This is a genomic window from Kitasatospora sp. GP30 (assembly GCF_029892145.1).
Lineage (GTDB): Bacteria > Actinomycetota > Actinomycetes > Streptomycetales > Streptomycetaceae > Kitasatospora > Kitasatospora acidiphila.
In genome coordinates, this window is the sequence record NZ_JARZAH010000014.1 from 36,567 (window position 1) to 59,426 (window position 22,860).

A 22,860-nucleotide genomic window follows, 5' to 3' on the forward strand; every position below is an offset into this window, starting at 1 on the left:
AGGTCAGACTCGATCCAGCTCACACCGGTGCGGCAGGAAGTTGCCCAGCCAGCCGGTGCCGTCACCCGCCTTGCAGGCGGTGGCCCGGCCGACCAGCCGGCCGTCGACCTCGTTCAACTCCAGCGCCAGCAAAGGGCTGTTCACCCGGGCGTCGGCGGTGGGGAGCTGGAGCTCCGCGACAGCGCGCAGCCCGATTTCCGCATGGGCGCCGGCCGGGGCCGTGACGGCTTCGCCGCCGATCGCGAACGATATCTGATTCTCCGTCAGAACCTCTATTCCGATTGGCAGTTCACCATCCGCCGTGGCGACCTTCCCGGCCCAGCGGCTGCCGGCGGGCAGGGTGAGCGGCCGGGCGGGGTCAGCGGCGAACGGGGTGATCTGCTCGGTGCGGTAGCCGGGGACCAGCTCGGTCATGACGTGCTCGACGATGGCGTCCCGGGCCGCCTTGTTGGTGCTGTTGGTCAGCACGGCGACGGAGAGCTCCTGCTCCGGTGCGGCGATCAGCATCGCGGCCACCCCGCCCATGCCGCCGCCGTGGCTGCGGATCTGCGGCCCCGGGCCGGTGGAGACGATCCAGCCGAGGCCGTAGCCGACGTGCTCGGTGATCGGCAGCCCCGCAACGGCCGCAGCGGCGGTCTCCGGACGCAGCAGGCTCGGTGCCAGGTGGCCGAAGCGGGCCAGGTCGGCGGCGGTGGTCCAGACCGAAGAGGCGGCCGGAGTGCCGCTGCTGGCGACGGGCGGGTAGGCCCGGCCGTCCGGGGTGTAGCGGCGGGCGATCGGGGCGCTGCCGGGGTATCGGTCGGCGAGGTGGGTGTCGGCCATGCCGAGCGGCTCGAAGACCCACTCCCGCAGGCAGTCGGCCAGACTGCGGCCGCCGGCCCGCTCCAGCAGCCGGCCGAGCTGGTGGTAGCCGAGGTTGGCGTACTCGAAGCCGCTGCCCGGCTCGCGGAACCGCACCTGGTAGCGGTCGCTGTCGATCGGCCGCGGGGTGTCCGCGTAGTGGAAGTCGTAGTACGCGCCCACACCGGCGCGGTGCTGCAGCAACTGCCGGACCGTCGGCGCCGGTTCGCCATCCGGGCCCGGTACCGGGTCGTCCAGCCCGAACAGCCCGTCATCTGCCGCCGCGCAGACGGCAGTTGCGGTGACGGCCTTGCTGATCGAGGCCAACGCATAGGCAGTTGCGGTGGTCGCCGCGCGTCGGTCCTCGATGTCGGCCCAGCCGTAGGCGCGTTCCAGCACCACCTCACCGCGCCGGGCCACCGCGATCGAGACCGACGGGCAGTCGTGCTCCCCCAGCGCCTTGGTGCAGTACTCCGCCAGGCCGTCGAGCATCCCCAACCCCTCCCAAGGTCAATACGAACGTATGGTCGGGAGCCTATCTCCCCTCGTCTCCGCGGTTCGGGGTGGGATCGCCGGGTAGGCGGCACAGTGAGGTGACCGATCATGACCATCCCCTTCCCGGCGGATCCGGACGCCGCGCCCCCGCACCCGCCGATACCTCCCGAGCCACTGCCGCCGGAGCCCGGCCCGGTGCCCCCGCCCTCGCCGGTGCCGCCGCCGGACCCGAGCGACCCCGAGCCGGGCAACCCGCCGGGCCCGCCGCCGCAGCTGCGCTAGCCCATCCGGGGGCGGCTCGCCCAGCGGCCCGTGCCGTAGCGGCAGGAACGCCGGGCGGGCCGCCTACCGTCGTGGGTGCCCGAACCCGCGAACCCCCCGGAGCTGCGCATGACCACGATTCCTCCCGCCGAGCTGAGCGGGCGCTACATCTTCGACCCGGCCCACACCAGGATCGGCTTCGTGGCCCGCCACGCCATGGTCACCAAGGTGCACGGCTACTTCGGCGAGTTCGAGGGCAGCGCCACCATCGACGGCGCCGACCCGGCCAAATCCAGCGCCGAGCTCACCATCAAGACCGCCAGCATCGCCACCGGCGTCGACAAGCGGGACGAGCACCTGCGCACCAATGACTTCCTGGACGCCCCGACCTACCCGGACATCGTCTTCACCTCGACCGGCATCGAGTCCAAGGGCGGTGAGAGGTTCAGCCTCACCGGCGATCTGAAGATCAAGGAGACCACCAGGCCGGTCACCCTGGACGTCGAGTACGACGGCTCCGCCCGCGACCCGTACGGCAACCTGCGGCTCGGCTTCACCGGGTCGACCACGATCAACCGCAAGGAGTGGGGCATCAATTGGAACGCCGCGCTGGAGGGCGGCGGTGTCCTGGTCGGTGAGAAGGTGACGCTGGAGTTCGACGTCTCCGCGATCCGCCAGGACTGACCCGGGCGGGAGCGCGCAACGGGCGCCGGTTACCATCGGCCGGTGTCCGAATCCCGTCGCCCGTTGCGCGCGCTCCAGGCCGTCCCGGCGCCGGTGCGCTGGCTGGCGCCGCCGGTGGTCCTGCTCGGCTGCGTCGCCGCCGTGATGATGACCGGCCCCTACCAGCCGCCGACCACCGCGCCGCGGCCCCCCGCAGATGCCGTCGGCCCCTGCCAGGCGCTGATGAAGCAGCTGCCCGCCACCTTCGAGGGCCACCCGCGCACCGACCCGTCACCGTATGTGGCCGTCTGGGCCACCTCGCCGCGCACCGTGCTGCGCTGCGGTGTGCCGCGCCCGGCCTCGCTCGACGCGCACAAGCACGACATCGGGCCGAACGTGGACGGCGTCACGTGGTACCAGGAGGGCGACGGGTACGGCGGCTACAAGTTCACCCTCACCCTGCACCAGCTGTACGTCGAGGTCGCCGTGCCCAAGGGCGCCACGCCCTACCCGGTCGACCCGCTGGCTCCCGTCTCGCCGGTGGTACTGGCCACCATCCCCGACCTGAGCGGGGACCTCAACAACCCGATCGACTGAGCACCGGCCGTTGCAGCAGCGGCCCGCTGAGCGGCAGCACCACCTGGCACGGGACCGACCGCGGCACCGCCGGCCGCACCTCACCGGGACGTGGAGCTGATGGTCCGTCAGGCCGAGTCTCGCACCACCAGCTCGGTGGGCAGCACCAGTTGGCGGCGGGCCCGGTCCGGCTCGGCGATCTCCGTCAGGAGCAGCCGCGCCATGGTGCGACCCATCTCCTCGGTCGGCTGCCGGACACTGGTGAGCGGCGGATCGGTGTGCCGGGCCACGATGGAGTCGTCGAAGCCGACCAGCGCCACGTCCTGCGGCACCCGCCGCCCGGCCGCCCGCAGCACCTGGAGGGCACCGGCGGCCATCACATCCGAGCCGCAGAAGACCGCGTCCAACTCCGGCTGCCGCTCCAGCAGCTCGGTCATCGCGGCCCGGCCGCCCTGCTCGGTGAAGTCGCCGTTCGCCACCAACTGCCCGACGTCGTCGAGGCCCTGGTCGGCCAGCGCCTCCTGGTAGCCGGCCAGCCGGGCCTGCGCGCCCTCCAGGTCCAGTGGCCCAGTGATGGTGGCGATCCGCCGGCAGCCGCGGCGCAGCAGGTGGCGCACCGCCGTCCGAGCCCCGCCCGCGTTGTCCGCGGCCACGCAGCTGAGCGTCTCCCGCTCACCGCGCCGCCCGGCCAGCACGGTGGGGATCTGCAGTTGCTCCAGCACCCCGGGCAGCGGATCGTCCCGGTGCACCGCGACCAGCAGCACGCCGTCCACCCGCTGGGCCCGCAGGTAGGCCGACAGCCGGTCCCGCTCCCGCTGGTCACGGACCAGCACCAGCAGCAACTGCATCTCGGTTTCCGCGAGTTCGGCGGACACCCCGCTGATGATGTCGGCGAAGTAGGGCTCCGAGAACAGCCGGGTCTCGGCCTCCGGCACCACCAGGGCGATGGCGTCGGTGCGGCTGGTGACCAGGGTGCGGGCCGCCCGGTTGGGCACATAGCCAAGCTCGTCGATCGCCTGCCGCACCGCCGCCCTGGCCTTCTCGCTGACCCGGGGTGAGCCGTTGACCACCCGGGAGACGGTGCCGCGGCCGACACCCGCCAGCGCCGCCACCTCCTCCAGGGTGGGCCGGGCCGGCGTCCGTCCCGCCGCGGCCACGGGTCGCTGCGTGCTGCTCATCCTCACCTCATGGCGTCTCGGTGGTCCGGCCCGGATCGGGGGCCATTGTGACAGGTGCGGCCGGAAGCAGCACCAGGGTGCCCCAACTTCCCGCCGCCACCCGGTGGTCGGTGCCTGCCGGCACCACCATCAGCTGACCGGCCGCCACCGGCACCTCCCGTCCGGCCAGCTCCAGGTTGATCCGACCGGTCACCACCATCAGTGCCTCGTCCATCTCGTGGACCTCCCAGGGCAGTTCGCCGCCATCCATGCGCAGCACCCGGATCTCGCCGGTGCCCACCCGGGCCACCTGGTCGGACGTCCAGACCTGCGGCAACTCGGCCGCCGTCGCCGCCAGATCGATCACGCGCATGGCAATGCCCCCTTCGCGGGCGTCACTTCGTGGATGTTTCGCACGCTATCCGGTTCGGCGCCCGCGTTGGTCGACCGTTTGGCAAAATCTGCCGGCTGGCAAAACCTGCCGTTCGGCAGCATCCGCAGCTCAGCAGCATCCGCCGCCAAGCGGCGTCAGCTCAGCCCAACCGGGCGGCCCGGGCCAGCAGTTCGGCCCGCCCGAGCGGATCCACACCGGTGGCCGGCACCGTACAGGCGTGTGCCCCGGTGATCGCGCCGTAGCGCGCGCACCGCTGCGGTGACTCCCCCGCCAGCCAGCCGAACAGGAACCCGGCGGCGAACGCGTCCCCCGCGCCGTTGGAGTCGACCACCGGGGCCGGTGGCGCCAGGGCCGGCGTGTGCGTCAACTCCCCGTCCGCCAGCAGGTAGCTGCCCTCGGCGCCGGCCGTGGCGACGACTGCCCGGGCCCGACCACGCTCGACGATCCGCCGCATGGTCCGCTCCGGGTCGGCCAGCTTGGCGGTGGAGACGAAGACCAGGTCGGCCGCGTCGGCGAACGGCTGGTGGTAGGGATCGGAGCCGTCCCAGTCGTGCAGGTCGGTGGAGACCGTCACTCCCGACTCGCCGAGCTCCGGCAGCGCCTCGGCACACGGCTGGGTGATCGACACGTGCACATGGCGACTGGCGGCCGCGAGCGCGCGGACCGCCTCGACGGGCAGCCGGTCGGCCGCCTCGGTCCGCGAGGCGTCGTAGAGCGAGAGCCGGCGCCCGTCCGGGCCGACCAGGTTGACGGCGCGTCGGGTGCCGCCCGGCAGCGGGAAGGTGGTCAGCCCGAGCCCCCGGTCCTGGTGCAGCCGCCGGACCAGCTCGCCCTCGTGGTCGTCGCCGAGCAGGTCCAGATGGTGGGTGCGCAGGCCGAGTGCGTGCAGGCCGAGCGCGACGAAGTCCCCGGTCTGCCCGGCGCGGGTCTCGATGCGCGGCACCGGATAGCTGTCCGCGTACGGCAGTGGCAGTTCGGGGACGTGCACGATGCTGTCCACTCCCGCGCCGCCCAGCACCAGCACATCGGTCTGACGTTCCATCAGGTCGCCTCCGAGAGAAGCAAGATGTTTCGGAAACTTTCCGAAAACCTTTGCGTCATCATAGGGGCGCCTGGCCGGGCCGGAACATGCCGAAGGCCCACCCGTCGCCAGGTGGGCCTTCGGTGGGCGAGCGTGGCTCAGATGCGCGGCGGCGGGGTGCGCATCAGGTCGCGCATCTGGGTGAGCAGCTCGACCTCGGTCAGCGGCTCCTCGGCCGCCGGCAGCCCGGCCTTGCGGCGCTTGCGATCGTTGTACGCGTTCAGCGGTGCCACCACGAAGAAGTAGAGCGCGGCGGCGATCAGGGTGAACGAGATCAGGGCGTTGATGAAGGCGCCGTAGCGGAACAGGCTTTGGTGGATCGTGAAGGTGAGCGCGGAGAAGTCCTGCTTGCCGAAGATCGCGGCGATCAGCGGCGTCAGCAGGTCGTTGACCAGGCTGTTCACCACCGCCACGAACGCGGCACCCATGACGAAGGCGACCGCCAGGTCGACCACGTTCCCGCGCATGATGAACTTCTTGAAGCCCTGGAACATCACAGCCTCCTCGGTGTCGCGACCCCTCCAGCGTTCAGGGCCGCACACCGGACGGCGCGTCAGCACGGCCGTCCGGGTGAGGGGCCGCCGCCGTTCGGGGGCAGCGTGTCTGAAGGCCGGTCAACTAGGGTCTGCTGCGAAAGTGGATCTTGGGTTGCGATGATCATTGTGTGGCGCGAGGGGATCTGACGGACGGCCAGTGGGCTCGGCTGGAGCCGTTGCTGCCGGTGGGGAAGAAGGCGGGCAGGCCGCGGACGTGGACTCGTCGGCAGTTGATCGACGGGATACGGTGGCGACCCGGGCGGGCACCCCGTGGCGAAACGTCCCCGAGCGATACGGTCCGTGGGACCGGGTCTACGACCTGTTTTCGTCGCTGGCAGCGCGACGGCACCTGGAAGCGGATCCTGGAGCAACTGCAGGTCCAGACAGACGCGCAGGGCCTGATCACCTGGGACGTGAGCGTGGGCTCGACCGTCTGCCGCGCCCACCAGCACGCCGCCGGCGCGCGTAAAAAAGGGATCTGCAACGCGAGCCGCCGGCGGGATCGACGCCGAGCCAGACGATCACGGGCTCGGACGCTCCCGCGGCGGCCTGACCACGAAGATCCACCTCGCGACCGAGCAGGGGCAGAAGCCGCTGTCGCTGCTGATCACTGCCGGGCACCGGCACGACAGCCCGCAGTTCCAGCCCGTCCTCGAACGCATCCGCGTTCCCTGCACCGGGCCGGGGCGGCCGCGCACCAAACCGGACAAGGTTCGCGCCGACAAAGCCTACGGCTCTCGCGCGAACCGCTCCTACCTGCGCAGACGCAGGATCGAGTGCACCATCCCGGAGAAGGCCGAACCAAGTCCGCAACCGGAAGAAGCTCGGCTCCCGAGGCGGCCGGCCGCCGGCCTTCGACAAGGAGGACTACAAGGAGCGCCACGCTGTGGAGTGCGGGATCAATCGCCTGAAGCGCCACCGCGCGGTTGCCACGAGGTACGACAAGTTGGCCGTGCACTACGAAGCGACAGTGCTGGTCGCCGCCATCAACGAGTGGCTTTGACCAGCGCTTTCGCAACAGACCCTAGTACGGCACGTCAAAGCAACCGGTCTGGGTCCAGGCCGAGGCCCCGTACTGATTGGCGGCTCGCATCGTGAGGCAGATGTGGTCTCCGGAGTACGGGCCGTTGATCACGTAGCTGGTACCAGTCGCCGAGTAGATGGTGTCCACCTTCGCGGTCTGGTTGTCGTAGTGGATGTCGTAGCGGGTCGCGCCCGACAGAGCAGTCCAGCTCACGGTCAGCGGCATCGAGCACGCGCCGGCGCAGAACTCGTTGAACTTGTAGCTGAACTGGGTCATGTCCGGTGGCGGGGAGCCCTGCGGCGGGGCCGGGCTCGGGGGCGGGGTGCTGCCTCCTGACGTACCGCCAGGCGTGCCGCCGGAGTTGCCTGCGCTCGTGGCACTGCCGCTGATGCCACCCGGGTTCCCGCCCGTCCCGGGGGCGGATCCTCCTCCGGTGCCCACACTGCCGGAGCCCTTGGGCGGGCTGGCGGTGGCTCCGCTCGGCGTCTGCGTGAGCGAGGGCGCGCCACTCGACGGTGCGGCCGACGGCGACGACGACGGTGGCGAGGAGGACGGCGCGGCCGAGGACGGCGAACCGCTCGCACCCGAGGAACCCGCCGTGGGAGTCGCCGGCACCGAGGAGCCCGGGTGACTGGCGCTCGGCGATCCCAGGCCCTGGTTGTCCGCCGTCGTCCGCCCGTCCAGACCCAGCACGGCGGCGACCACCACGCTGATCACCACCGCGGCCGCCGCAGCGATCACCCACGGTCGCCGCAGCTGGGCCCGCCGGCCGCTCTTCGGCCCCTCCGGCAGGACCGGAATGGTGGGCGGATGGGCGGCGTACTCGCGCAGACTGGTCACGCCGCTGACATCGAGCGTCGCCTCGCCCAGGTTCAGCGCCCGCCCCAGCGCCTCGGTGGTCAGCCGCTGCTCGGGGTCCTTGACCAGGCAGCTCCGGACCACCTCGACCAGCTCGGCCGGCACGGCGTCGAGGTTCGGCTCCTCGTAGACGATCCGGAAGCCGAACCCGAAGGAGTCGGTCTGGCCGAAGGGGTGCTGACCGGTCGCGGCGAAGGCCAGCACCAGTCCTAGCGCGAACACGTCGGCCGCCGGGCCGACCCGGCCCTTGCCCTGTAGCTGCTCCGGTGCCATGAACTGCGGGGTGCCCAGCAGCACCCCGGTCTGGGTCAGGGTGGTCACCGCCGCACCACGCGCGACCCCGAAGTCGATCAGCCGGGGACCGTCCGGGCCCAGCAGGATGTTTCCGGGCTTGACGTCCCGGTGCACCAGCCCCGCCTCGTGGATCGCGGCCAGTGCCTCGGCCAACCGCATCCCCAGCGCCCGCACTGGCACGACCCCGAGCGGACCATGCTCGGCGATCACCGCGTGCAGCGAGGGACCGGGCACGTACTCGGTCGCCAGCCAGGGCTGCTCCGCATCGACGTCGTGGTCCACCACGGCGGCCACGTACGGCCCCGACACCGCTCGGGTGGCGACCACCTCGCGGCGGAACCGGGCGAGGAACTCGGCGTCGTGCGCCAGCTCCCCGTTGATCACCTTGACCGCGACCGCGACGCCGTCGCGCTGCCCCAGGTAGACCTTGCCCATTCCGCCCGAGCCGAGCACGGCCACCAGCTCGTACGGACCGACCCGCGCGGGATCCCCCTCCTGCAGCGCCTTCACCACCCCACTCCCGTCGAACTCGCCCCGAACCTCGAACACCGGTCGCCCCGCACAGTCAGCATGTTTCTCTCAGAACCCTCAACACCTCGGCGCGAGGCGGCGAAAGCTCCCGCAGCCTCGGCCCACCGACCCTACCCTCCGATCGTGGCCTACTCCCTGACGGATAGCCAGTTTTCAGCCCGGCCATTCCTGATCGGTCGCGTCCACGCAGGTCAGAGGCCTGTGCTGACAGCAGGTGACCACCAGTCCGATTTTTGATGAGTCGTTAACAACTGTTACCCCGGGCCGCATAGTTGACCGGCCGTGTGACAGCACCACTTCGTGGTACTCCCGGGTGTTGCTCGGGTCAGCGTGGTAGACCCGAGGCGTGTTCTCCGTCCAGTGCCGCCACATCCAGCCAGCGGCCGTCGAGAGTCCCTACGGACACCGTGCGACCGGGTGCGGTGATCACAGGATGACGCACACCATCAAGACCGTTCTGGCCGAGGACTGGCGCAAGGCCAAGGAGATACGGCTGCTCGCGCTCCGGGACCCGGTCGCGCACCTGGCCTTCCTGGAGACGCTGGAGCAGGCGACCGCCAGGTCCGACGGGGAATGGCAGGGACGTGCGCGGGCCTCCGCCGAAGGGACGTCGCTGCGGCAGTTCGTGGCGCAGGCCCCGGACGGGGAGTGGTTGGGCACGGTCACGGCGCGGGTCGAACTGCCCAGCGGCGACTGGGCCTTCGGAGGAGCGCCGAAGGCTCCGCAGACCCATCTGCTCGGCGTCTTCCTGCGGCCCGAGGCTCGCGGCGCGGGCATCGCCGAGCAGTTGCTCGGCGCCGCCGTCGCGTGGTTCTGGTCGCTGACCGAGCCCCGGGTCGAGCGGGTCCGCCTCTTCGTGCACGAGGACAACCCCCGAGCCCAGGCCCTCTACCGCAAAGCCGACTTCGAACCCACCGGCGCCACCGTGCTGGTGCCCGGAGACAGTCCGTTCCACGAGATCGAGCTGGCCGTCCACCGGACAGTCTTCTAGAGGTGGTCGAAGGGGGCGAGGGCCGGCGGGTAGATCATCCAGCGGACCAGCAGGAAGACCGGGATCGCCAGGTGCACCAGCAGCGCGCCCTCCGCCGCGCAGCGCAGCCGCCGGGCACCGGAGGGGCAGTAGCCGGCCGCCAGCGCCCCGATCCCGGCGCCGGCCCCCACCAGCAGGAGCAGCAGCACCGTCCGGTTCACCGATGACTGGACCTCCAACTCGGCCAACGAGCCGTCCACCGCACCCACGCGCAGGCCCGGCAGCCACACCGCCCACAGCAGCACCCCGTCGATCGCCAGCGCGCTGCCGCCCCAGAGCGCGGCGCGCAGCAAGTCACCGCGCCGCGTGCGCGCGGCGCTCCCCCGTGCCATGGTCCGCGTCCCCCTTCGCAGAACTGGTTCACGTCCAACGATCGAGCCCCGGGGGCCGGTGGGCAAGGCTTCCGGCGGTTCTGACCGCACATCGGCTCCGGACCGCGGAACAGCCCCTGGACCACGGGGGTCCAGGGGCTGTTCCAGGTGGGGTGCGGCTGTCAGTGCTTGAACTGCGGGCCGTACGAGGCGACATAGCCGGGGGCGGGCGAACCCACACCGGTCACGTCGTCGTAGCCCTCGGTCGCCTGCAGCGAGGAGTCCTTGCCGAGGGTGCGCACCGAGGTCTTCAGACCGCCGGAGGCGTCGACACCGTTGGCGAAGTCGACCCGGGCCTCCGCTATGTCCTTGTCGGCACCCAGCGGGTGGTCCGTCACATCGTGGAACAGCGGCGAGCCGTAGCGGGCGTAGATCGCCGGGTTGGCGAAGCCGATCGGGAAGTGCTGGGCCTGCTGCGCCAGCGCCTGGATGCCCGCGATCACCGGCGAGGCCAGCGAGGTGCCGCCGATCCGGTACTCGTCGTAGGAGACGCTGCCGTCGGGCCAGGTCTGGGTCTGGCCCACCAGGAAGCCGGTGTTGGGGTCGGCGACGGCCGCGATGTCCGGCACGGTGCGCATCGGGGTGCTGCCGTTGGCCTTGGCCAGCGCGTCCGGCACGACGCCGGCCTGGTAGGCCGGCTGCGGGGTCAGCGAGCTGGTGCCGCCGCCGGCGCCGCCGGTGAACGCGCCGGGCAGGCTCTCCCAGCTCTTGCCGTCGGCCGAGAGCAGCGCCTTGCCGGTGCCCCAGCCGGTCTCGAACTTGTAGGTGTCGTTCTTGCCGACGGCCAGCGAGGTGCCGCCGACCGCCGTCACCCAGGCCGAGTTGACCGGGCTGTCGACCTGCTTCTTGCCGGTGTTGTCGAGCTCGTCGCCGTTGTCACCGGAGGAGAAGTAGAAGCCGATGCCCTCGACCGCGCCGAGCTTGAAGGTCTGGTCGTAGGCGGCCGCCAGGTCCGGCGTCTCGTTGGCCTCCACGTCGCCCCACGAGTTGGAGACGATGTCGGCCAGGTGCTTGTCGACGACCTTGGTGAGGGCGTCCAGCAGGTCGGGGTCGTTGCAGGAGGACGCGCCGACGAACTTGATGTCCGCCTCCGGCGCGACCGCGTGCACAGCCTCGACGTCCAGCGACTCCTCGCCGTACCAGCCGGACGCGCCGCAGGAGTCCGTGCTGTTCCAGGCGGCCGGCAGCTCCTCGCTGTACTGGCCCTTGCGGTAGGGCGCGTCACCGTTGCGCTGCGCGTACTGGGCCGCGTCGGCCGCCATGGTCGGCGAGGCGTAGGCGTCGGTGATCGCGACGGTCACGTGCTTGCCGGTGTACTTGCCCGCGCCGTACGCCGCCCGCAGCTGCTCGCCGGTGTAGCCGTGGATCGCGTACGGGACCTTGCTGCCGTAGGCGTCCGGCAGCGTGGTGGCGACGTTCTGACCGTAGTAGGTGGAGAACGGGCCCGCGTTGCGGAAGCCGGCGGTCGGGCCGGGCAGGGTGTCCTGCGGGGTGGACTTGTGCGGCGCGTTGTCCAGGCCGGTCACCGTGAGCACCGCGTCGGCCAGGGTGGCCGGGGCGGAGGCGGCGTGCTGGGGCGCGTGGTAGGTCTTGCCGTCCTTGCTGTACTCGTGCAGCGGCGTGGCGAACGCCTTCTGCACGGCGGCGGCGTCACCGGAGACCGAGACGTAGTGCTGGTTGGCGTCGGTGACCGTCAGGCCCGACGACTTCAGCCAGTTGGTGACCGCGTCGATCTGCGCCTGGGTGGCGCCGAACCGGGCCTGCGCCTGCTCGGGCGTCAGGTACTTGCCGTAGAGCGGCGAGTTCGGGTCCGACACGGCCTGCGCGTAGGCGGTCAGGCCCTGCGGGTCCCGGCCGGCCAGGTAGACCCGGGCGGTCACCGGCGCGGAGTCCGCGGTGGCGCCCTTGTCGGCGGCACTGGTCGCCCAGGCCGGCTTGGTGTCGTTCAGCGCGGCCCGGCCGTGCGGAACGGAGTCCGCCTGGGCGGACGGCATGCCGATCACGAGCGCGCCGGCGACCAGCGGCAGGATCGCCGCAACGCTCGTCGCAACACGCCACTGGGCACGATTGATGGTCATGTACCCCCCTGCGTTGGGAAAGGTTCGCGAGCAACCACCCCGTCAGGCCCGGCGCACTCGGGTGCGCGCAGGCGTCAGCAACCGGAGTTGAGCCGGTTGCGCATGGGGTGTGCCTCGCTTGGCAGGAGCCGAGCATAGCGGCGACGGGCCGTGACCAATACCCCCTATTTCTCCTGACGTTTGCTCACAATTCGTAGCTTTGCCTCGGAGTTACCGCAGAGTTGCCCCGCGTTGCCGAACCGGGGGGTCCGCCGGACCGGCGGGCCCCCGGGGCTGCCGGCGTCAGCCGAACATGCCCGGCTGGTAGTCGCCGGCCGGCTGGCGGATGATCACGTTCAGCCGGTTGTAGGTGTTGATCACGGCGATCAGCGAGACCAGCGCGGCCAACTGCTCCTCGTCGTAGTGCTCGGCGGCGTTCGCCCATGCCTCGTCCCTGACACCGCCGGCCGCGTCGGCGATCCGGGTGCCCTGTTCGGTCAGCTCCAGGGCGGCGCGCTCGGCCTCAGTGAAGACGGTGGCCTCGCGCCAGGCGGCGACCAGGTTGAGGCGGGTCGAGGTCTCCCCGGCGTGGGCGGCGTCCTTGGTGTGCATGTCGGTGCAGAAGCCGCAGCCGTTGATCTGGCTGGCGCGGATCTTCACCAGCTCCTGGGTGGCAGCGGGCAGGGTCGAGTCCGAGACCGCCTTGCCGGCTGCGTTGAGGTACTTCGTGACCGTGCCGCCGACGGGGCTGGCGTAGATGTTGAGCCGGGCGTCCATGGTGGTCTCCTTGCCGTGTCGACGCTTACACAGCACCGACGGAGCGGCCCGGCCGAATGTGACAGCGCCCGCGGGGCGGGCAGCCGTGACCTGCCTCACCCGCCCGGCCGCAACACCGCCAGCGTCTCCCGAAGCCACTCCACCCAGAACCGCTCCAGGCCGATGCCCGCGCTGAGCACCCGGTGCTGCAGGCGGTTCTCCTCCGCGGCGCGCTCGACCGGAAAGTCGTTCCGCTCGATCTCCAGGTACTCGGCCAGCTGGCGTTCGTGCAGTTCCAGGTGGCGTTCCAGCTCCTCGGCGAGCCCGCGCCCACCGACCGTGGCCGCCGCCCGCAGCCGCAGCAGCAGTGGTTCCCGGACCGCCTTCGGATCCTGCGGCTGCCCGACCCACTCGACGAGGGCGGCGCGGCCGGCGGGCAGCACCTCGTACTCCTTGCGCTGCCCCCGGCTCGGTGGCTGCGGCAGCGAGCGGATCAACCCGGACTGCTCCAGCCGGCCCAGTTCGCGGTAGATCTGCTGGTGGGTGGCGGACCAGAAGAACCCGATCGACTTGTCGAACCGCCGCGTCAACTCCAGCCCCGAGGACGGCTTCTCCAGCAGGGCGGTGAGGATGGCGTGCGGCAGCGACATGGGCCGATTCTAGTGACGGCTGCCCAGCCGACCAGCGGCCCGGCCGGTTGGCTCAAGCGGGATGACTCGCGGGATGGCTCAAGCGGCCGAGGAGAGGGCCAACTTGGCCGCGAAGCCGGCGAACAGCACCGCGACGCTGCTGGTCATGGTCGCCGACAGCCGCTTGCGGCGGTGGAAGGCCGCGGCCAGCGAGGTGCCCACCAGTATCAGCGTGGTCAGGTAGAGCACGCTGAAGGTCTGCAGGATGCCGCCCAGCAGCGTGAAGGAGAGCGCCGGCAGACCGTAGGAGGGGTCGACGAACTGGGTGAAGAAGGACAGCAGGAAGAGGATCGCCTTGGGATTGAGCAGGCTGACCACCAGCGCCCGCCGGAACGGACGCTCACCGGAGACGGACTCGGCGGCGGCCTCCGCCTCCGCAACCGCCTCGGGAGTGGCGGCGGCCACCGCCCCCGCCCGCTGGCGCCACAGCCCACGCGCCGACCGGAGCATGCCCACGCCCATCCACAGCAGGTAGCCCGCACCGCCGAACTTCACCACCGCGAACACCGCCGGATCGGCCCGCAGCAGCGAGGCGGCCCCGAACGAGGTGAGCGTGATCAGCGTCAGGTCACCCGTGAACACCCCCGCCGCCGCCCGGAACCCGGTCCGCACACCCTTGCGGGCGGCCACCGAGAGCACATAGAGCGAGTTCGGGCCGGGCAGCAGGACGATCACAAGGGCGCCCAGCACATACGTGGCCAGGTGGTGCACTCCGAACACAGGCGGTCTTCGCTTCCTGGGGCGGCGGTCGGATCAGCTGCCCAGCCTACGGTGCGATGAACGGGCGCTGGAAAGTGGTGCTCGTCACCCCCGCAGACGGCGTGCCCGCAGGTACTCGGTGCCCAGCAGCCGCAGCGCGGCCGGCTTGCCGGGGCCGGCCGAGCGGCGGAGCAGCGCGGGGATGTCGGCACGGGCGGCGGCGCTGGTGAGCTCCTCCAGGCGGACCATGCAGCGGACCATCGGGCGGTGCGCGGGCGGCACGAGGTCGATGACGGCCCGCCCCTCGGCCAGGGTGCGGTCGGCCCGGTCCAGCTGCTCGGCGAGCAGGGCCGCGACGGACGGACCGGAGCGCCCCTGCGCCAGGTCGTCGCGAGCTACCTGATGAAGCGTCAGATACTCGTCGGGGATGGTGAGTCGGCCGCCTTCCAGGTCCTCCGCCAGGTCATTGACGAAGTCCAGCCGCTGGCTGCCGTCGATGTAGGTGCGGCAGGCCGCGCGGTAGGCGGACTGGTCGCCGGTCGGGCCGAGCAGGGCGGCCACGACCATGAAGGCGGGCAGCGAGTAGTCGTCCAGGTATCGCTGGTAGTCGGCCTCGGCGGCGAATCCCGCGAAGTCGAGGTCGGCGGTGGCCGTGGCGAGGAAGTCCCGTACTCGGCCGGCGAGAACCGGGTGCGCGGCCACGGTGTTCAGTAGCGGGCGCAGTTCGGGGTTGTCCGTCGTCCCCGCAGCGAGGCTGTCGGCGACCTCACCCTCCCAGGCCGCGAACGCCGCCTTGCGCTCGGCGACCGGCCCGCTGTCGAGCAGGCCGTCGGTGCGGTGCATGAACGCGGTGGCGGCGATCACGTGCGGAACCAGCGCGGCGGGCAGCAGCAGCCGAGCGGCGAGGGCGGCCTCGCGCCGGTAGCGGGTCACCTGCTCGCGCTGCCGACCGTAGTCATCGCGCAGCCGGGGATCCCGTATCCCGGCGGCGTCCAGCGCCCGCTCCCAGCTGCCCACTCGTCCTCGCTCATCTCCGCTGCTCAGCCCTGGTCAGGGCCGCCGCACGATACATGATCGAGTGGTGTACGGGCCAGTGGGATCACTCGTTCTGGTGTTTCCCGCGGTACTTGACGAGCTTTCTGACGGTCCGTCAGTAGGCTTCCCAGCCGTACCCACCGATCACACCGGGAGGCTGCCTCATGTACCCAACGGAGTACCGCTACACCAAGGAGCACGAGTGGATCCTGCTGGAGGGCAAGGTGGGGACGGTGGGCCTCACCGACTTCGCGCAGAAGCAGCTCGGGGACATCGTGTTCGTGGAGCTTCCCGAGGTCGGCAAGCAGTTCGAGCAGGATGATGCCTTCGGGACGGTGGAGTCGGTCAAGTCCGTGAGCGAGCTGTTCGTGCCGCTCGCCGGGAAGGTCGAGGAGGTGAACGGCGACCTGGACAGTGAGCCGGAGCTCATCAACGAGGACCCCCACGCCACATGGCTCATCAAGCTCGACGTCACCGACCCGAAGGCCGTCAACGGCTTGCTGACCGCGGAGCAGTACCAGGCCTACATCAGCGAGTGACACGGCGTCCCGGGGGTGGGGCACCCCGCCCCACCCCCGGGAACCGCAGGCGGCTACAGCGCCGCCGCCAGCCGGGTGCCCTGGTCGATGGCGCGCTTGGCGTCGAGCTCGGCGGCCACGTCGGCGCCGCCGATCAGGTGCGCCTCGATGCCCGCCGCCCGCAGGCCGTCGAGGAGGTCGCGGCGCGGCAGCTGGCCGGCGCAGAGCACCACGGTGTCCACGGGGAGCAGCTGCGGTTCGCCGTCGACCAGCAGGTGCAGGCCCGCGTCGTCGATCAGCTGGTAGCTGACGCCCGCGACCATGGTGACGCCGCGGTGCTTGAGCTCGGTGCGGTGGATCCAGCCGGTGGTCTTGCCCAGGCCGGCACCGACCTTGCTGGTCTTGCGCTGCAGCAGGTGGACGGTGCGCGGCGACGCCGCGCGGACCGGGCGGGTCACGCCGCCGGGGGTGGTGTGCTCGGTGTCCACGCCCCACTGCTCGAAGAAGACGGCCGGGTCCTGGCTGGCGCCCTTGCCGGGGTCGGTGAGGTACTCGGCGACATCGAAGCCGATGCCGCCGGCGCCGATGATCGCCACCCGCTCGCCGACCGGCGCCTTGTCGCGCAGCACGTCGAGGTAGCTGAGCACACTGGGGTGGTCGCTGCCGGGGATCTCGGGGCCGCGCGGGGTGACGCCGGTGGCCAGCACCACCTCGTCGTAGCCCTCGGCGGCGAGCTGCTCGGCCGTCACCACCGCCCCGAGCCGCAGCTCGACCTCGAGCGCGGCCAGCTGGTGCCGGTAGTAGCGCAGGGTCTCGTTGAACTCCTCCTTGCCGGGCACCTGGCGGGCGATGTTGAGCTGCCCGCCGATCTGGGCGGCAGCGTCGTAGAGGGTGACGGCGTGGCCGCGCTCGGCGGCGCTGACGGCGAAGGCGAGGCCGGCCGGGCCGGCGCCGACCACGCCGATCCGCTTGCGCAGCTTGGTCGGTGAGAGCACCAGCTCGGTTTCGTGGCAGGCCCGCGGGTTGACCAGGCAGGAGGTGATCTTCATCTGGAAGGTGTGGTCCAGGCAGGCCTGGTTGCAGCCGATGCAGGTGTTGACCGCCTCCGGGGTGCCGGCCGCCGCCTTGTTGACGAACTCCGGGTCGGCCAGCAGCGGGCGGGCCAGCGAGACCATGTCGGCCGAGCCGTCGGCGAGCAACTGCTCGCCCAGCTCGGGGGTGTTGATCCGGTTGACGGTGACCAGCGGGATCGAGACCGAGCCCATCACCTTCTTGGTGACCCAGGCGAAGGCGCCGCGCGGCACCGAGGTGGCGATGGTCGGGATGCGGGCCTCGTGCCAGCCGATACCGGTGTTGATGATGGTGGCGCCGGCCTGCTCGACGGCCTGGGCCAGCTGGATCACCTCGGGCAGCGTGGAGCCGCCGGGGATCAGGTCGAGCATCGAGAGCCGGTAGATGATGATGAACTCGGCGCCGACCCGCTCGCGCACCCGCCGGACGATCTCCACCGGGAAGCGCATCCGGTTCTCGTAGCTGCCGCCCCAGTCGTCGGTGCGCTGGTTGGTCGGCGCGGCGATGAACTCGTTGATCAGGTAGCCCTCGGAGCCCATGATCTCCACGCCGTCGTAGCCGGCCTGCTTGGCGAGCTCGGCGGTGCGGGCGAAGTCCTCGATGGTCTGCTCGATCTGCTCCGCGGTGAGCTCGTTCGGCACGAACGGGCTGATCGGGGCCTGGATGGCGCTCGGGGCGACCAGCTCGGGGTGGTAGGCGTAGCGGCCGAAGTGCAGGATCTGCAGGGCGATCCGGCCGCCCTCGCGGTGCACGGCCTCGGTGATCGCCCGGTGCTCGGCCGCCTCCTCCTCGGTGGTGAGCTTGGCGCCGCCGCCCCACGGGCGGCCGGCCTCGTTGGGTGCGATGCCGCCGGTGACGATCAGGCCCACGCCGCCGCGGGCCCGGGTGGCGTAGAACTCGGCCATCCGCGCGAAGCCGTTCTCGGCCTCCTCGAGCCCCACGTGCATGGAGCCCATCAGCACGCGGTTGGGCAGCGTGGTGAAGCCCAGGTCGAGCGGGCTGAGCAGGTGGGGGTAGGCGGTCATCCGGACTCCTCGCGCGAGTGTGGTTACTGAACAGTAGGCGCCGGGGTGCCTACTGTGCAACCAGTTTCATAAAGGCTCGGCATGCTTCATGAAGCGCGTTCCACGAGAGCGAGGCTGGACGGCTACCGACCGGTCGACCCAGCGAGCGCCTGAGCCCCGGAGGCAGCGCGGTCGGACCGCCGGACGCCTGAGCCTTTGGAGGTCAGGCCTGCCGGGCGTCGTAGGCCTGCTGCGCGGCCAGCATCTCGGGCAGCCGCCCCTCGACCAGCATGATCAGCTCCTGCAGCTGCCGGGCCACCGTCATGCCGAGCTCGGTGAGGCGGTAGTCCACGCGCGGGGGGTTGGTCAGCTGCGCCTCCCGGTGCACCAGACCGTCGCGCTCCAGCGCGTGCAGCGTCTGCGACAGCATCTTCTCGCTCACCCCGTCGACCCGGCGGCGCAGCTCGTTGAAGCGGAAGCTGCCGTCCAGCAGCGCGGCCAGGGTGAGGCTGCCCCAGGCGTGGGTGACGTCCTTGAGCACGTGCCGCGACGGGCAGTTGCGCGCGAACACGTCGTAGGGGAGCTCGTCGGAAAGCTGCTCGAGGCCGGCGGGGGATCCGGCGCAGGGTTCAGTCGCCATCCCGACATTGTACGCCCCAAAGCGCTGGCGCCAACCCTGGGAAAGCGTCACCCGAAAGGGTTGCGCTTTCGAAAAGACAGTGCTTTTCTTGCGTCAGCACCACGCAGCAAGCACCGCGAACGTCCCCTGGGGAGCATTCAGTGACCAGCCCTGTTATTTCCGTTGCCTTCCACTCCGGCTACGGCCACACCGCCGTCATCGCGGAGGCCGTCCGCGAGGGTGCCGCGAGCACGGGTGCCACCGTGCACCTGATCAAGGTGGAAGAGATCACCGAGGAGCAGTGGGAGCTGCTGGACGCCTCGGACGCCGTCATCTTCGGCTCCCCCACGTACATGGGCGGCGCCTCCGGTGCCTTCCACACCTTCGCCGAGGCCAGCTCCAAGCGCTGGTTCGAGCGCACCTGGCAGAACAAGCTGGCCGCCGGCTTCGCCAACTCGGGCTCCAAGAGCGGTGACAAGCTGGCCACCCTGCAGTTCCTCTCCGGTCTGGCCGCCCAGCACGGCATGACCTGGGTGAACCTGGGCCTGCTGCCGGGCTGGAACAGCACCGAGGGCAGCGAGAGCGACCTCAACCGCCTGGGCTTCTTCCTCGGCGCCGGCGCCCAGAGCAACGTCGACCAGGGGCCGGAGGGCGTGCACAAGTCCGATGTGGCCACCGCCGAGCACCTGGGCCGCCGGGTCGCCGAGCAGGCGAAGATCTTCGTGGCGGGCAAGGCCGCGGCCTGAGCCTTGGCTACCTGATCAACGGCGCCTGAGCCAGAGCACCTGGCCAACGGCTGCCAGCTCCGCGACGCCTAAGCAAGTGCTTCAAGCAACGCCGATGGGCTGCTCCCCCGCCTTCGCGGGGAGCGGCCCATCACGCGTGCGGGCTCAGAACACCACCAGCGAGCGCCCGCCGCGCCCGGCCGCCATCCGCTCGAAGGCGGCCGGGATGTCGGCCAGCGCGATCCGGTCGGTGATCAGCGCCTCCAGGTCCAGTCGGCCGGCCCGGACGTGCTCGCCCAGCACCGGGATGTCCCGGGCCGGGTCGCTGTTGCCGTAGACGCAGCCGCTGATCGTCCGGGCGAAGTGGAACAGCTCCAGGGCGGAGAAGGAGACCATGTCCTCCTTGCCGCCGATGCCGACCACCGTGGTGTGGCCGCCGCGCCGGGTGGCGGACCAGGCGGCCCGGATGGTGCCGGCCCGGCCGACGCACTCGATGGCGTGGTCGGCGCCGTAGCCGTCCGTCAACTTCCTTACCGCACGGGCGGTCTGGTCGTCCGCGAGGAGGAAGTCGGTGGCGCCGTGGCGGCGGGCCAGCTCCTCCTTCTCGGGGCTGACGTCGACGGCGATGATCGGCCCGGCGCCGGCGATCCGGGCCGCCTGCAGCACCGCGAGGCCGACCCCGCCGAGCCCGTAGACCACCACCGACTCGCCGGCCCGCACCCGCGCCGCGTTGTGCACCGCGCCGTACCCGGTGAGCACCGCGCAGCCGAGCAGGGCGGCCGAGGCCAGCGGCACGCCGTCGGGCAGCGGCAGCAGGGCCCGCTCGGCGACCACGGTCTCCTCGGCGAAGGCCGCCACACCCAGGCCCGGGTAGACGCCGGTGCCGTCCGCCAGGGTGCCGTAGGTCTGGCCGTAGGCGTCGGCGGCACGCTCGCACAGCCATGGCTCGGAGATCTCGCAGAAGTGGCAACTACCGCAGGACGGAGCCCAGTTGAGAACAACCTGGTCGCCGGGGCGGACCGTGGTCACGCCCTCCCCGACGGCCGTCACGGTGCCGGCGCCCTCGTGGCCGAGCACCACCGGGGCCGGTGCCCGCAGCACACCGTTGGCCAGTGACAGGTCGGAGTGGCAGACGCCGGCCGCGGCCAGGCGGACCCGCACCTGGCCGGGCCCCGGCTCGGGCAGTTCGATCTCGGCCAGTTCCAGCGGGGCGCCCACGGCGGTGAGCAGGGCAGCGCGAACCATCGCCCGTCCTTTACAAGATTGAAGGTGTCTTGGGGTGCTTGGTAGCCGGGTCAGAACTGGATCGACTTGGTCTGCAGGAACTCCTCCAGCCCGTGCCGGCCCAACTCCCGCCCGACGCCGGAGGACTTGTAGCCGCCGAAGGGCGCCAGCGGGTTGAACCGGCCGCCGTTGATGTCCACCTGGCCCGCGTCCATCCGGCGGGCGAAGGCGGCGGCGGTCGCCTCGTCGGCCGCCCAGACACCGCCGGCCAAGCCGTACTCGGTGCCGTTGGCGATCTCCAGGGCGTGGTCCTCGTCGCGGTAGGCGATGATCGAGAGCACCGGGCCGAAGATCTCCTCCTGCGCCACCGTCATCTCGGGCGTGACATCGGCGAGCACCGTGGGCTGCACGTAGTAGCCGGTCGGCAGGCCGTTCGGCGCCTCGGCGCCGCCGACCACCAGCCGGGCGCCCTGCTCGACACCGGCGCGGATGTAGCCGCGCACCCGCTCCCGCTGCTTGGCGCTGACCAGCGGGCCCATCCGGGTCTCGGCGCTGGTGGGATCGCCGGGCTGGTACTTGGCCGCGGCCTTGGCGGCGATCGCCACCGCCTCCTCGTACTGGTCCTGGTGCACCAGCAGCCTGGTCCAGGCGGTGCAGGTCTGGCCGGAGTTGGCGAAGACGTTGGCCGCGTTCACGTTGACCGCCCGGCCCAGGTCCGCGCCGGGCAGCACCACGTTGGCCGACTTGCCGCCGAGCTCCAGGGCCACCTTCTTGATGCCGCGCCCGGCGTGCTCGGCGATCGAGCGGCCCACCGCGGTCGAGCCGGTGAACGAGACCAGGTCGACCCCGGGGTGCGCGGCCAGCGCGGCGCCGACCTCGCTGCCCACCCCGGTGACCAGGTTGAAGACGCCGGCCGGGAAGCCCGCCTGGTCCACCAGCTCGGCGAAGAGCCGGGCCACCAGCGGGGTGTCCTCAGCGGGCTTGAGCACCACGGTGCAGCCGGCGGCCAGCGCCGGCAGCACCTTGGCGACCACCTGGTGCAGCGGGTAGTTCCACGGCGTGATCGCGGCGACCACCCCGGCCGGCTCGGCGTAGACCGTGGAGTTGCCGATCTTCTCCTGGAACTCGTAGCCGGCCAGCAGTTCCACGTAGGAGGAGGCCACCAGCAGCGGCAGGGCGGCCTGCACGCCGGTGGCGAAGCCGATCGGGCTGCCCTGCTCGGCGACGATGGTCTCGGCGATCTCCTGCTGGCGGGCCGCGAGGCCGTCCCGCAACCGGGTCAGCGGCGCGAGCCGCTCCTCGCGGCTGGTCAGGCCCCAGTCCCGGGCGGCCGCGCGGGCGGCGGCCACCGCCGCGTCGACGTCGGCCGCGGTGCCCGCCGCCACGGTGGCGATCACCTCTTCGGTGGCCGGGTTGCGCACCTCCAGGGCGCCACCGCCCAGGCTGGGCCGCCAGCCGCCGCCGATGTACTGGTCCGCATGCTGCTGCACGGTGGTCCTCTCCTAGCACTGCTACCGGGGCGTTAACTACCAGCGCTAGTCAACGCCCCGGTCCCCGCTCAGCGCAAGGAGGCGCCTGGGTCACTGCGGTGTGACATAGGCACCCGAGATACCGCCGTCGACCAGGAAGGTGTTGGCGGTCATGAACGAGGAGTCGTCGCTGGCCAGGAAGGCGACCGCGGCCGCGATCTCCTCGGGCTCGGCGAACCGGCCCAACGGGATGTGCACCAGGCGGCGGGCGGCCCGCTCCGGGTCCTTGGCGAACAGCTCGCGCAGCAGCGGGGTGTTGACCGGGCCCGGGCAGAGCGCGTTGATCCGGATCCCCTCCCGGGCGAACTGCACGCCCAGTTCGCGGGACATCGACAACACCCCGCCCTTGGAGGCGCTGTAGGAGATCTGCGAGGTGGCCGCGCCCATCACCGCCACGAACGACGCGGTGTTGATGATCGATCCCTTGCCCTGGCGCTGCATGTGCCCGATGGCGTACTTGCAGCACAGGTAGACGCTGGTCAGGTTGACCTCCTGGACCCGCCGCCAGGCGTCCAGGCCGGTGGTGAGGATCGAGTCGTCATCCGGCGGCGAGATGCCGGCGTTGTTGAAGGCGATGTCCACGCTGCCGTAGGTGTCCACCGCGGTCTGGAACATCGCCTCGACCGCCGCCTCGTCGGTCACGTCGACCGGCACGAACAGCCCGCCGACCTCGGCGGCCGCTGCCTTGCCGGAGCGCTCGTCCACATCCGCGCAGACCACCCTGGCGCCCTCGGCGGCCAGCCGCCGGGCGCTGGCCAGGCCGATGCCGCTGCCGGCACCGGTGATCACGGCAACTCGGCCGTCCAGACGGTTCGTCGTCATA

At 71.4% G+C, this 22,860-nt stretch carries 23 protein-coding genes and 1 pseudogene; 7 read left to right on the forward strand and 17 right to left on the reverse strand.

Annotation, left to right across the window (positions count from 1 at the left end; all coding sequences use genetic code 11):
- Nucleotides 1-3 precede the first annotated feature (3 nt).
- The gene (locus P3T35_RS20905) at nt 4-1,332 is read right to left on the reverse strand and encodes a serine hydrolase domain-containing protein (RefSeq protein ID WP_101378967.1); all 1,329 of its coding nucleotides are present in this window, start codon (nt 1,330-1,332) and stop codon (nt 4-6) included.
- A gap of 111 nt (nt 1,333-1,443) precedes the next feature.
- Here P3T35_RS20905 and P3T35_RS20910 point away from each other — a divergent pair, with 111 nt between their 5' ends.
- The 3 genes from P3T35_RS20910 (at nt 1,444) to P3T35_RS20920 (ending at nt 2,856) form a co-directional block, all read left to right on the forward strand.
- On the forward strand, nt 1,444-1,617 hold the full coding sequence (locus P3T35_RS20910; protein ID WP_180356326.1) for a hypothetical protein: 174 nt from the start codon (nt 1,444-1,446) through the stop codon (nt 1,615-1,617).
- 108 nt (nt 1,618-1,725) lie between these two features.
- Complete coding sequence (locus tag P3T35_RS20915; RefSeq protein WP_101378968.1) at nt 1,726-2,280, forward strand: YceI family protein; 555 nt, start codon at nt 1,726-1,728, stop codon at nt 2,278-2,280.
- A gap of 42 nt (nt 2,281-2,322) precedes the next feature.
- A complete protein-coding gene (locus P3T35_RS20920; protein WP_143676733.1) occupies nt 2,323-2,856 on the forward strand; it encodes a DUF3515 family protein in 534 nt (177 codons plus the stop codon).
- A 107-nt stretch (nt 2,857-2,963) separates the two neighbouring features.
- Here P3T35_RS20920 and P3T35_RS20925 read toward each other — a convergent pair whose 3' ends face one another.
- From P3T35_RS20925 to mscL, 4 genes are all read right to left on the reverse strand, one after another.
- Entirely contained in the window at nt 2,964-4,013 is a 1,050-nt protein-coding gene (locus P3T35_RS20925) for a LacI family DNA-binding transcriptional regulator (RefSeq protein WP_101378970.1), read from the reverse strand.
- Between the two features lie 7 nt (nt 4,014-4,020).
- Nucleotides 4,021-4,365 carry a cupin domain-containing protein gene (locus tag P3T35_RS20930; RefSeq protein ID WP_101378971.1) on the reverse strand — a complete coding sequence of 115 codons (345 nt, stop codon included), beginning with the start codon at nt 4,363-4,365 and terminating at the stop codon, nt 4,021-4,023.
- Between the two features lie 160 nt (nt 4,366-4,525).
- Nucleotides 4,526-5,428: an adenosine kinase gene (locus tag P3T35_RS20935; RefSeq protein WP_101378972.1), complete on the reverse strand. Its 903-nt coding sequence runs from the start codon at nt 5,426-5,428 to the stop codon at nt 4,526-4,528.
- A gap of 137 nt (nt 5,429-5,565) precedes the next feature.
- Nucleotides 5,566-5,961, reverse strand: a complete 396-nt coding sequence (mscL, locus tag P3T35_RS20940) for a large conductance mechanosensitive channel protein MscL (protein WP_101378973.1) — start codon at nt 5,959-5,961, stop codon at nt 5,566-5,568.
- A 170-nt stretch (nt 5,962-6,131) separates the two neighbouring features.
- Here mscL and P3T35_RS20945 point away from each other — a divergent pair.
- Nucleotides 6,132-7,006 (forward strand): annotated as a pseudogene (locus P3T35_RS20945) (IS5 family transposase).
- 21 nt (nt 7,007-7,027) lie between these two features.
- Here the strand turns inward: P3T35_RS20945 and P3T35_RS20950 are convergent.
- Nucleotides 7,028-8,728: a serine/threonine-protein kinase gene (locus P3T35_RS20950; protein WP_101378974.1), complete on the reverse strand. Its 1,701-nt coding sequence runs from the start codon at nt 8,726-8,728 to the stop codon at nt 7,028-7,030.
- Between the two features lie 415 nt (nt 8,729-9,143).
- On the opposite strand from P3T35_RS20950, the gene P3T35_RS20955 reads away from it, so the two are divergent.
- Nucleotides 9,144-9,701: a GNAT family N-acetyltransferase gene (locus tag P3T35_RS20955; protein WP_101378975.1), complete on the forward strand. Its 558-nt coding sequence runs from the start codon at nt 9,144-9,146 to the stop codon at nt 9,699-9,701.
- Here the strand turns inward: P3T35_RS20955 and P3T35_RS20960 are convergent.
- The 6 genes from P3T35_RS20960 to P3T35_RS20985 all read right to left on the reverse strand — a co-directional run bounded on the left by P3T35_RS20960 (nt 9,698) and on the right by P3T35_RS20985 (nt 15,329).
- The gene (locus P3T35_RS20960; RefSeq protein ID WP_101378976.1) at nt 9,698-10,072 is read right to left on the reverse strand and encodes a hypothetical protein; all 375 of its coding nucleotides are present in this window, start codon (nt 10,070-10,072) and stop codon (nt 9,698-9,700) included. The genes P3T35_RS20955 and P3T35_RS20960 overlap by 4 nt on opposite strands.
- Before the next feature lie 161 nt (nt 10,073-10,233).
- Nucleotides 10,234-12,189: a S53 family peptidase gene (locus P3T35_RS20965; RefSeq protein ID WP_101378977.1), complete on the reverse strand. Its 1,956-nt coding sequence runs from the start codon at nt 12,187-12,189 to the stop codon at nt 10,234-10,236.
- A 282-nt stretch (nt 12,190-12,471) separates the two neighbouring features.
- Nucleotides 12,472-12,945: a carboxymuconolactone decarboxylase family protein gene (locus P3T35_RS20970; protein ID WP_101378978.1), complete on the reverse strand. Its 474-nt coding sequence runs from the start codon at nt 12,943-12,945 to the stop codon at nt 12,472-12,474.
- Nucleotides 12,946-13,040: 95 nt separating this feature from the next.
- Nucleotides 13,041-13,574, reverse strand: coding sequence for a helix-turn-helix transcriptional regulator (locus P3T35_RS20975; protein ID WP_101378979.1), 534 nt, complete (start codon nt 13,572-13,574; stop codon nt 13,041-13,043).
- A 78-nt stretch (nt 13,575-13,652) separates the two neighbouring features.
- A complete protein-coding gene (gene leuE, locus P3T35_RS20980) occupies nt 13,653-14,333 on the reverse strand; it encodes a leucine efflux protein LeuE (protein WP_101378980.1) in 681 nt (226 codons plus the stop codon).
- 84 nt (nt 14,334-14,417) lie between these two features.
- Nucleotides 14,418-15,329 carry a squalene/phytoene synthase family protein gene (locus P3T35_RS20985; RefSeq protein WP_101378981.1) on the reverse strand — a complete coding sequence of 304 codons (912 nt, stop codon included), beginning with the start codon at nt 15,327-15,329 and terminating at the stop codon, nt 14,418-14,420.
- A 182-nt stretch (nt 15,330-15,511) separates the two neighbouring features.
- Between P3T35_RS20985 and gcvH the strand changes: the two genes are divergently transcribed.
- Entirely contained in the window at nt 15,512-15,886 is a 375-nt protein-coding gene (gcvH, locus tag P3T35_RS20990) for a glycine cleavage system protein GcvH (RefSeq protein WP_101378982.1), read from the forward strand.
- A gap of 53 nt (nt 15,887-15,939) precedes the next feature.
- Here the strand turns inward: gcvH and P3T35_RS20995 are convergent, their stop codons facing one another.
- Together P3T35_RS20995 and P3T35_RS21000 are read right to left on the reverse strand one after the other, a co-directional pair.
- Entirely contained in the window at nt 15,940-17,961 is a 2,022-nt protein-coding gene (locus tag P3T35_RS20995) for an NADPH-dependent 2,4-dienoyl-CoA reductase (protein WP_101378983.1), read from the reverse strand.
- A 202-nt stretch (nt 17,962-18,163) separates the two neighbouring features.
- Nucleotides 18,164-18,580 carry a helix-turn-helix domain-containing protein gene (locus P3T35_RS21000; protein ID WP_101378984.1) on the reverse strand — a complete coding sequence of 139 codons (417 nt, stop codon included), beginning with the start codon at nt 18,578-18,580 and terminating at the stop codon, nt 18,164-18,166.
- A gap of 140 nt (nt 18,581-18,720) precedes the next feature.
- On the opposite strand from P3T35_RS21000, the gene P3T35_RS21005 reads away from it, so the two are divergent.
- Nucleotides 18,721-19,305 carry a flavodoxin family protein gene (locus P3T35_RS21005; protein ID WP_101378985.1) on the forward strand — a complete coding sequence of 195 codons (585 nt, stop codon included), beginning with the start codon at nt 18,721-18,723 and terminating at the stop codon, nt 19,303-19,305.
- A gap of 144 nt (nt 19,306-19,449) precedes the next feature.
- Here the strand turns inward: P3T35_RS21005 and P3T35_RS21010 are convergent, their stop codons facing one another.
- The 3 genes from P3T35_RS21010 to P3T35_RS21020 form a co-directional block, all read right to left on the reverse strand.
- Nucleotides 19,450-20,529: a Zn-dependent alcohol dehydrogenase gene (locus P3T35_RS21010; RefSeq protein WP_101378986.1), complete on the reverse strand. Its 1,080-nt coding sequence runs from the start codon at nt 20,527-20,529 to the stop codon at nt 19,450-19,452.
- A 50-nt stretch (nt 20,530-20,579) separates the two neighbouring features.
- Entirely contained in the window at nt 20,580-21,998 is a 1,419-nt protein-coding gene (locus P3T35_RS21015) for an aldehyde dehydrogenase family protein (RefSeq protein ID WP_101378987.1), read from the reverse strand.
- A gap of 90 nt (nt 21,999-22,088) precedes the next feature.
- Nucleotides 22,089-22,859 (reverse strand): 3-oxoacyl-ACP reductase, encoded by a 771-nt coding sequence (locus P3T35_RS21020; RefSeq protein WP_101378988.1) that lies wholly within the window; start codon nt 22,857-22,859, stop codon nt 22,089-22,091.
- Nucleotide 22,860: the final 1 nt, after the last annotated feature.

Coding starts and splice junctions, on each gene's coding strand:
- P3T35_RS20965 (WP_101378977.1), bottom strand. CDS start 12,189: ATGACCATCAATCGTGCCCAGTGGCGTGTTGCGACGAGCGTTGCGGCG.
- P3T35_RS20935 (WP_101378972.1), bottom strand. CDS start 5,428: ATGGAACGTCAGACCGATGTGCTGGTGCTGGGCGGCGCGGGAGTGGAC.
- P3T35_RS20930 (WP_101378971.1), bottom strand. CDS start 4,365: ATGCGCGTGATCGATCTGGCGGCGACGGCGGCCGAGTTGCCGCAGGTC.
- P3T35_RS21020 (WP_101378988.1), bottom strand. CDS start 22,859: ATGACGACGAACCGTCTGGACGGCCGAGTTGCCGTGATCACCGGTGCC.
- P3T35_RS21000 (WP_101378984.1), bottom strand. CDS start 18,580: ATGGCGACTGAACCCTGCGCCGGATCCCCCGCCGGCCTCGAGCAGCTT.
- P3T35_RS20955 (WP_101378975.1), top strand. CDS start 9,144: ATGACGCACACCATCAAGACCGTTCTGGCCGAGGACTGGCGCAAGGCC.
- P3T35_RS20995 (WP_101378983.1), bottom strand. CDS start 17,961: ATGACCGCCTACCCCCACCTGCTCAGCCCGCTCGACCTGGGCTTCACC.
- P3T35_RS20915 (WP_101378968.1), top strand. CDS start 1,726: ATGACCACGATTCCTCCCGCCGAGCTGAGCGGGCGCTACATCTTCGAC.
- P3T35_RS20925 (WP_101378970.1), bottom strand. CDS start 4,013: ATGAGCAGCACGCAGCGACCCGTGGCCGCGGCGGGACGGACGCCGGCC.
- P3T35_RS20905 (WP_101378967.1), bottom strand. CDS start 1,332: ATGCTCGACGGCCTGGCGGAGTACTGCACCAAGGCGCTGGGGGAGCAC.
- P3T35_RS20910 (WP_180356326.1), top strand. CDS start 1,444: ATGACCATCCCCTTCCCGGCGGATCCGGACGCCGCGCCCCCGCACCCG.
- P3T35_RS20960 (WP_101378976.1), bottom strand. CDS start 10,072: ATGGCACGGGGGAGCGCCGCGCGCACGCGGCGCGGTGACTTGCTGCGC.
- P3T35_RS21010 (WP_101378986.1), bottom strand. CDS start 20,529: ATGGTTCGCGCTGCCCTGCTCACCGCCGTGGGCGCCCCGCTGGAACTG.
- gcvH (WP_101378982.1), top strand. CDS start 15,512: ATGTACCCAACGGAGTACCGCTACACCAAGGAGCACGAGTGGATCCTG.
- P3T35_RS20970 (WP_101378978.1), bottom strand. CDS start 12,945: ATGGACGCCCGGCTCAACATCTACGCCAGCCCCGTCGGCGGCACGGTC.
- mscL (WP_101378973.1), bottom strand. CDS start 5,961: ATGTTCCAGGGCTTCAAGAAGTTCATCATGCGCGGGAACGTGGTCGAC.
- P3T35_RS20975 (WP_101378979.1), bottom strand. CDS start 13,574: ATGTCGCTGCCGCACGCCATCCTCACCGCCCTGCTGGAGAAGCCGTCC.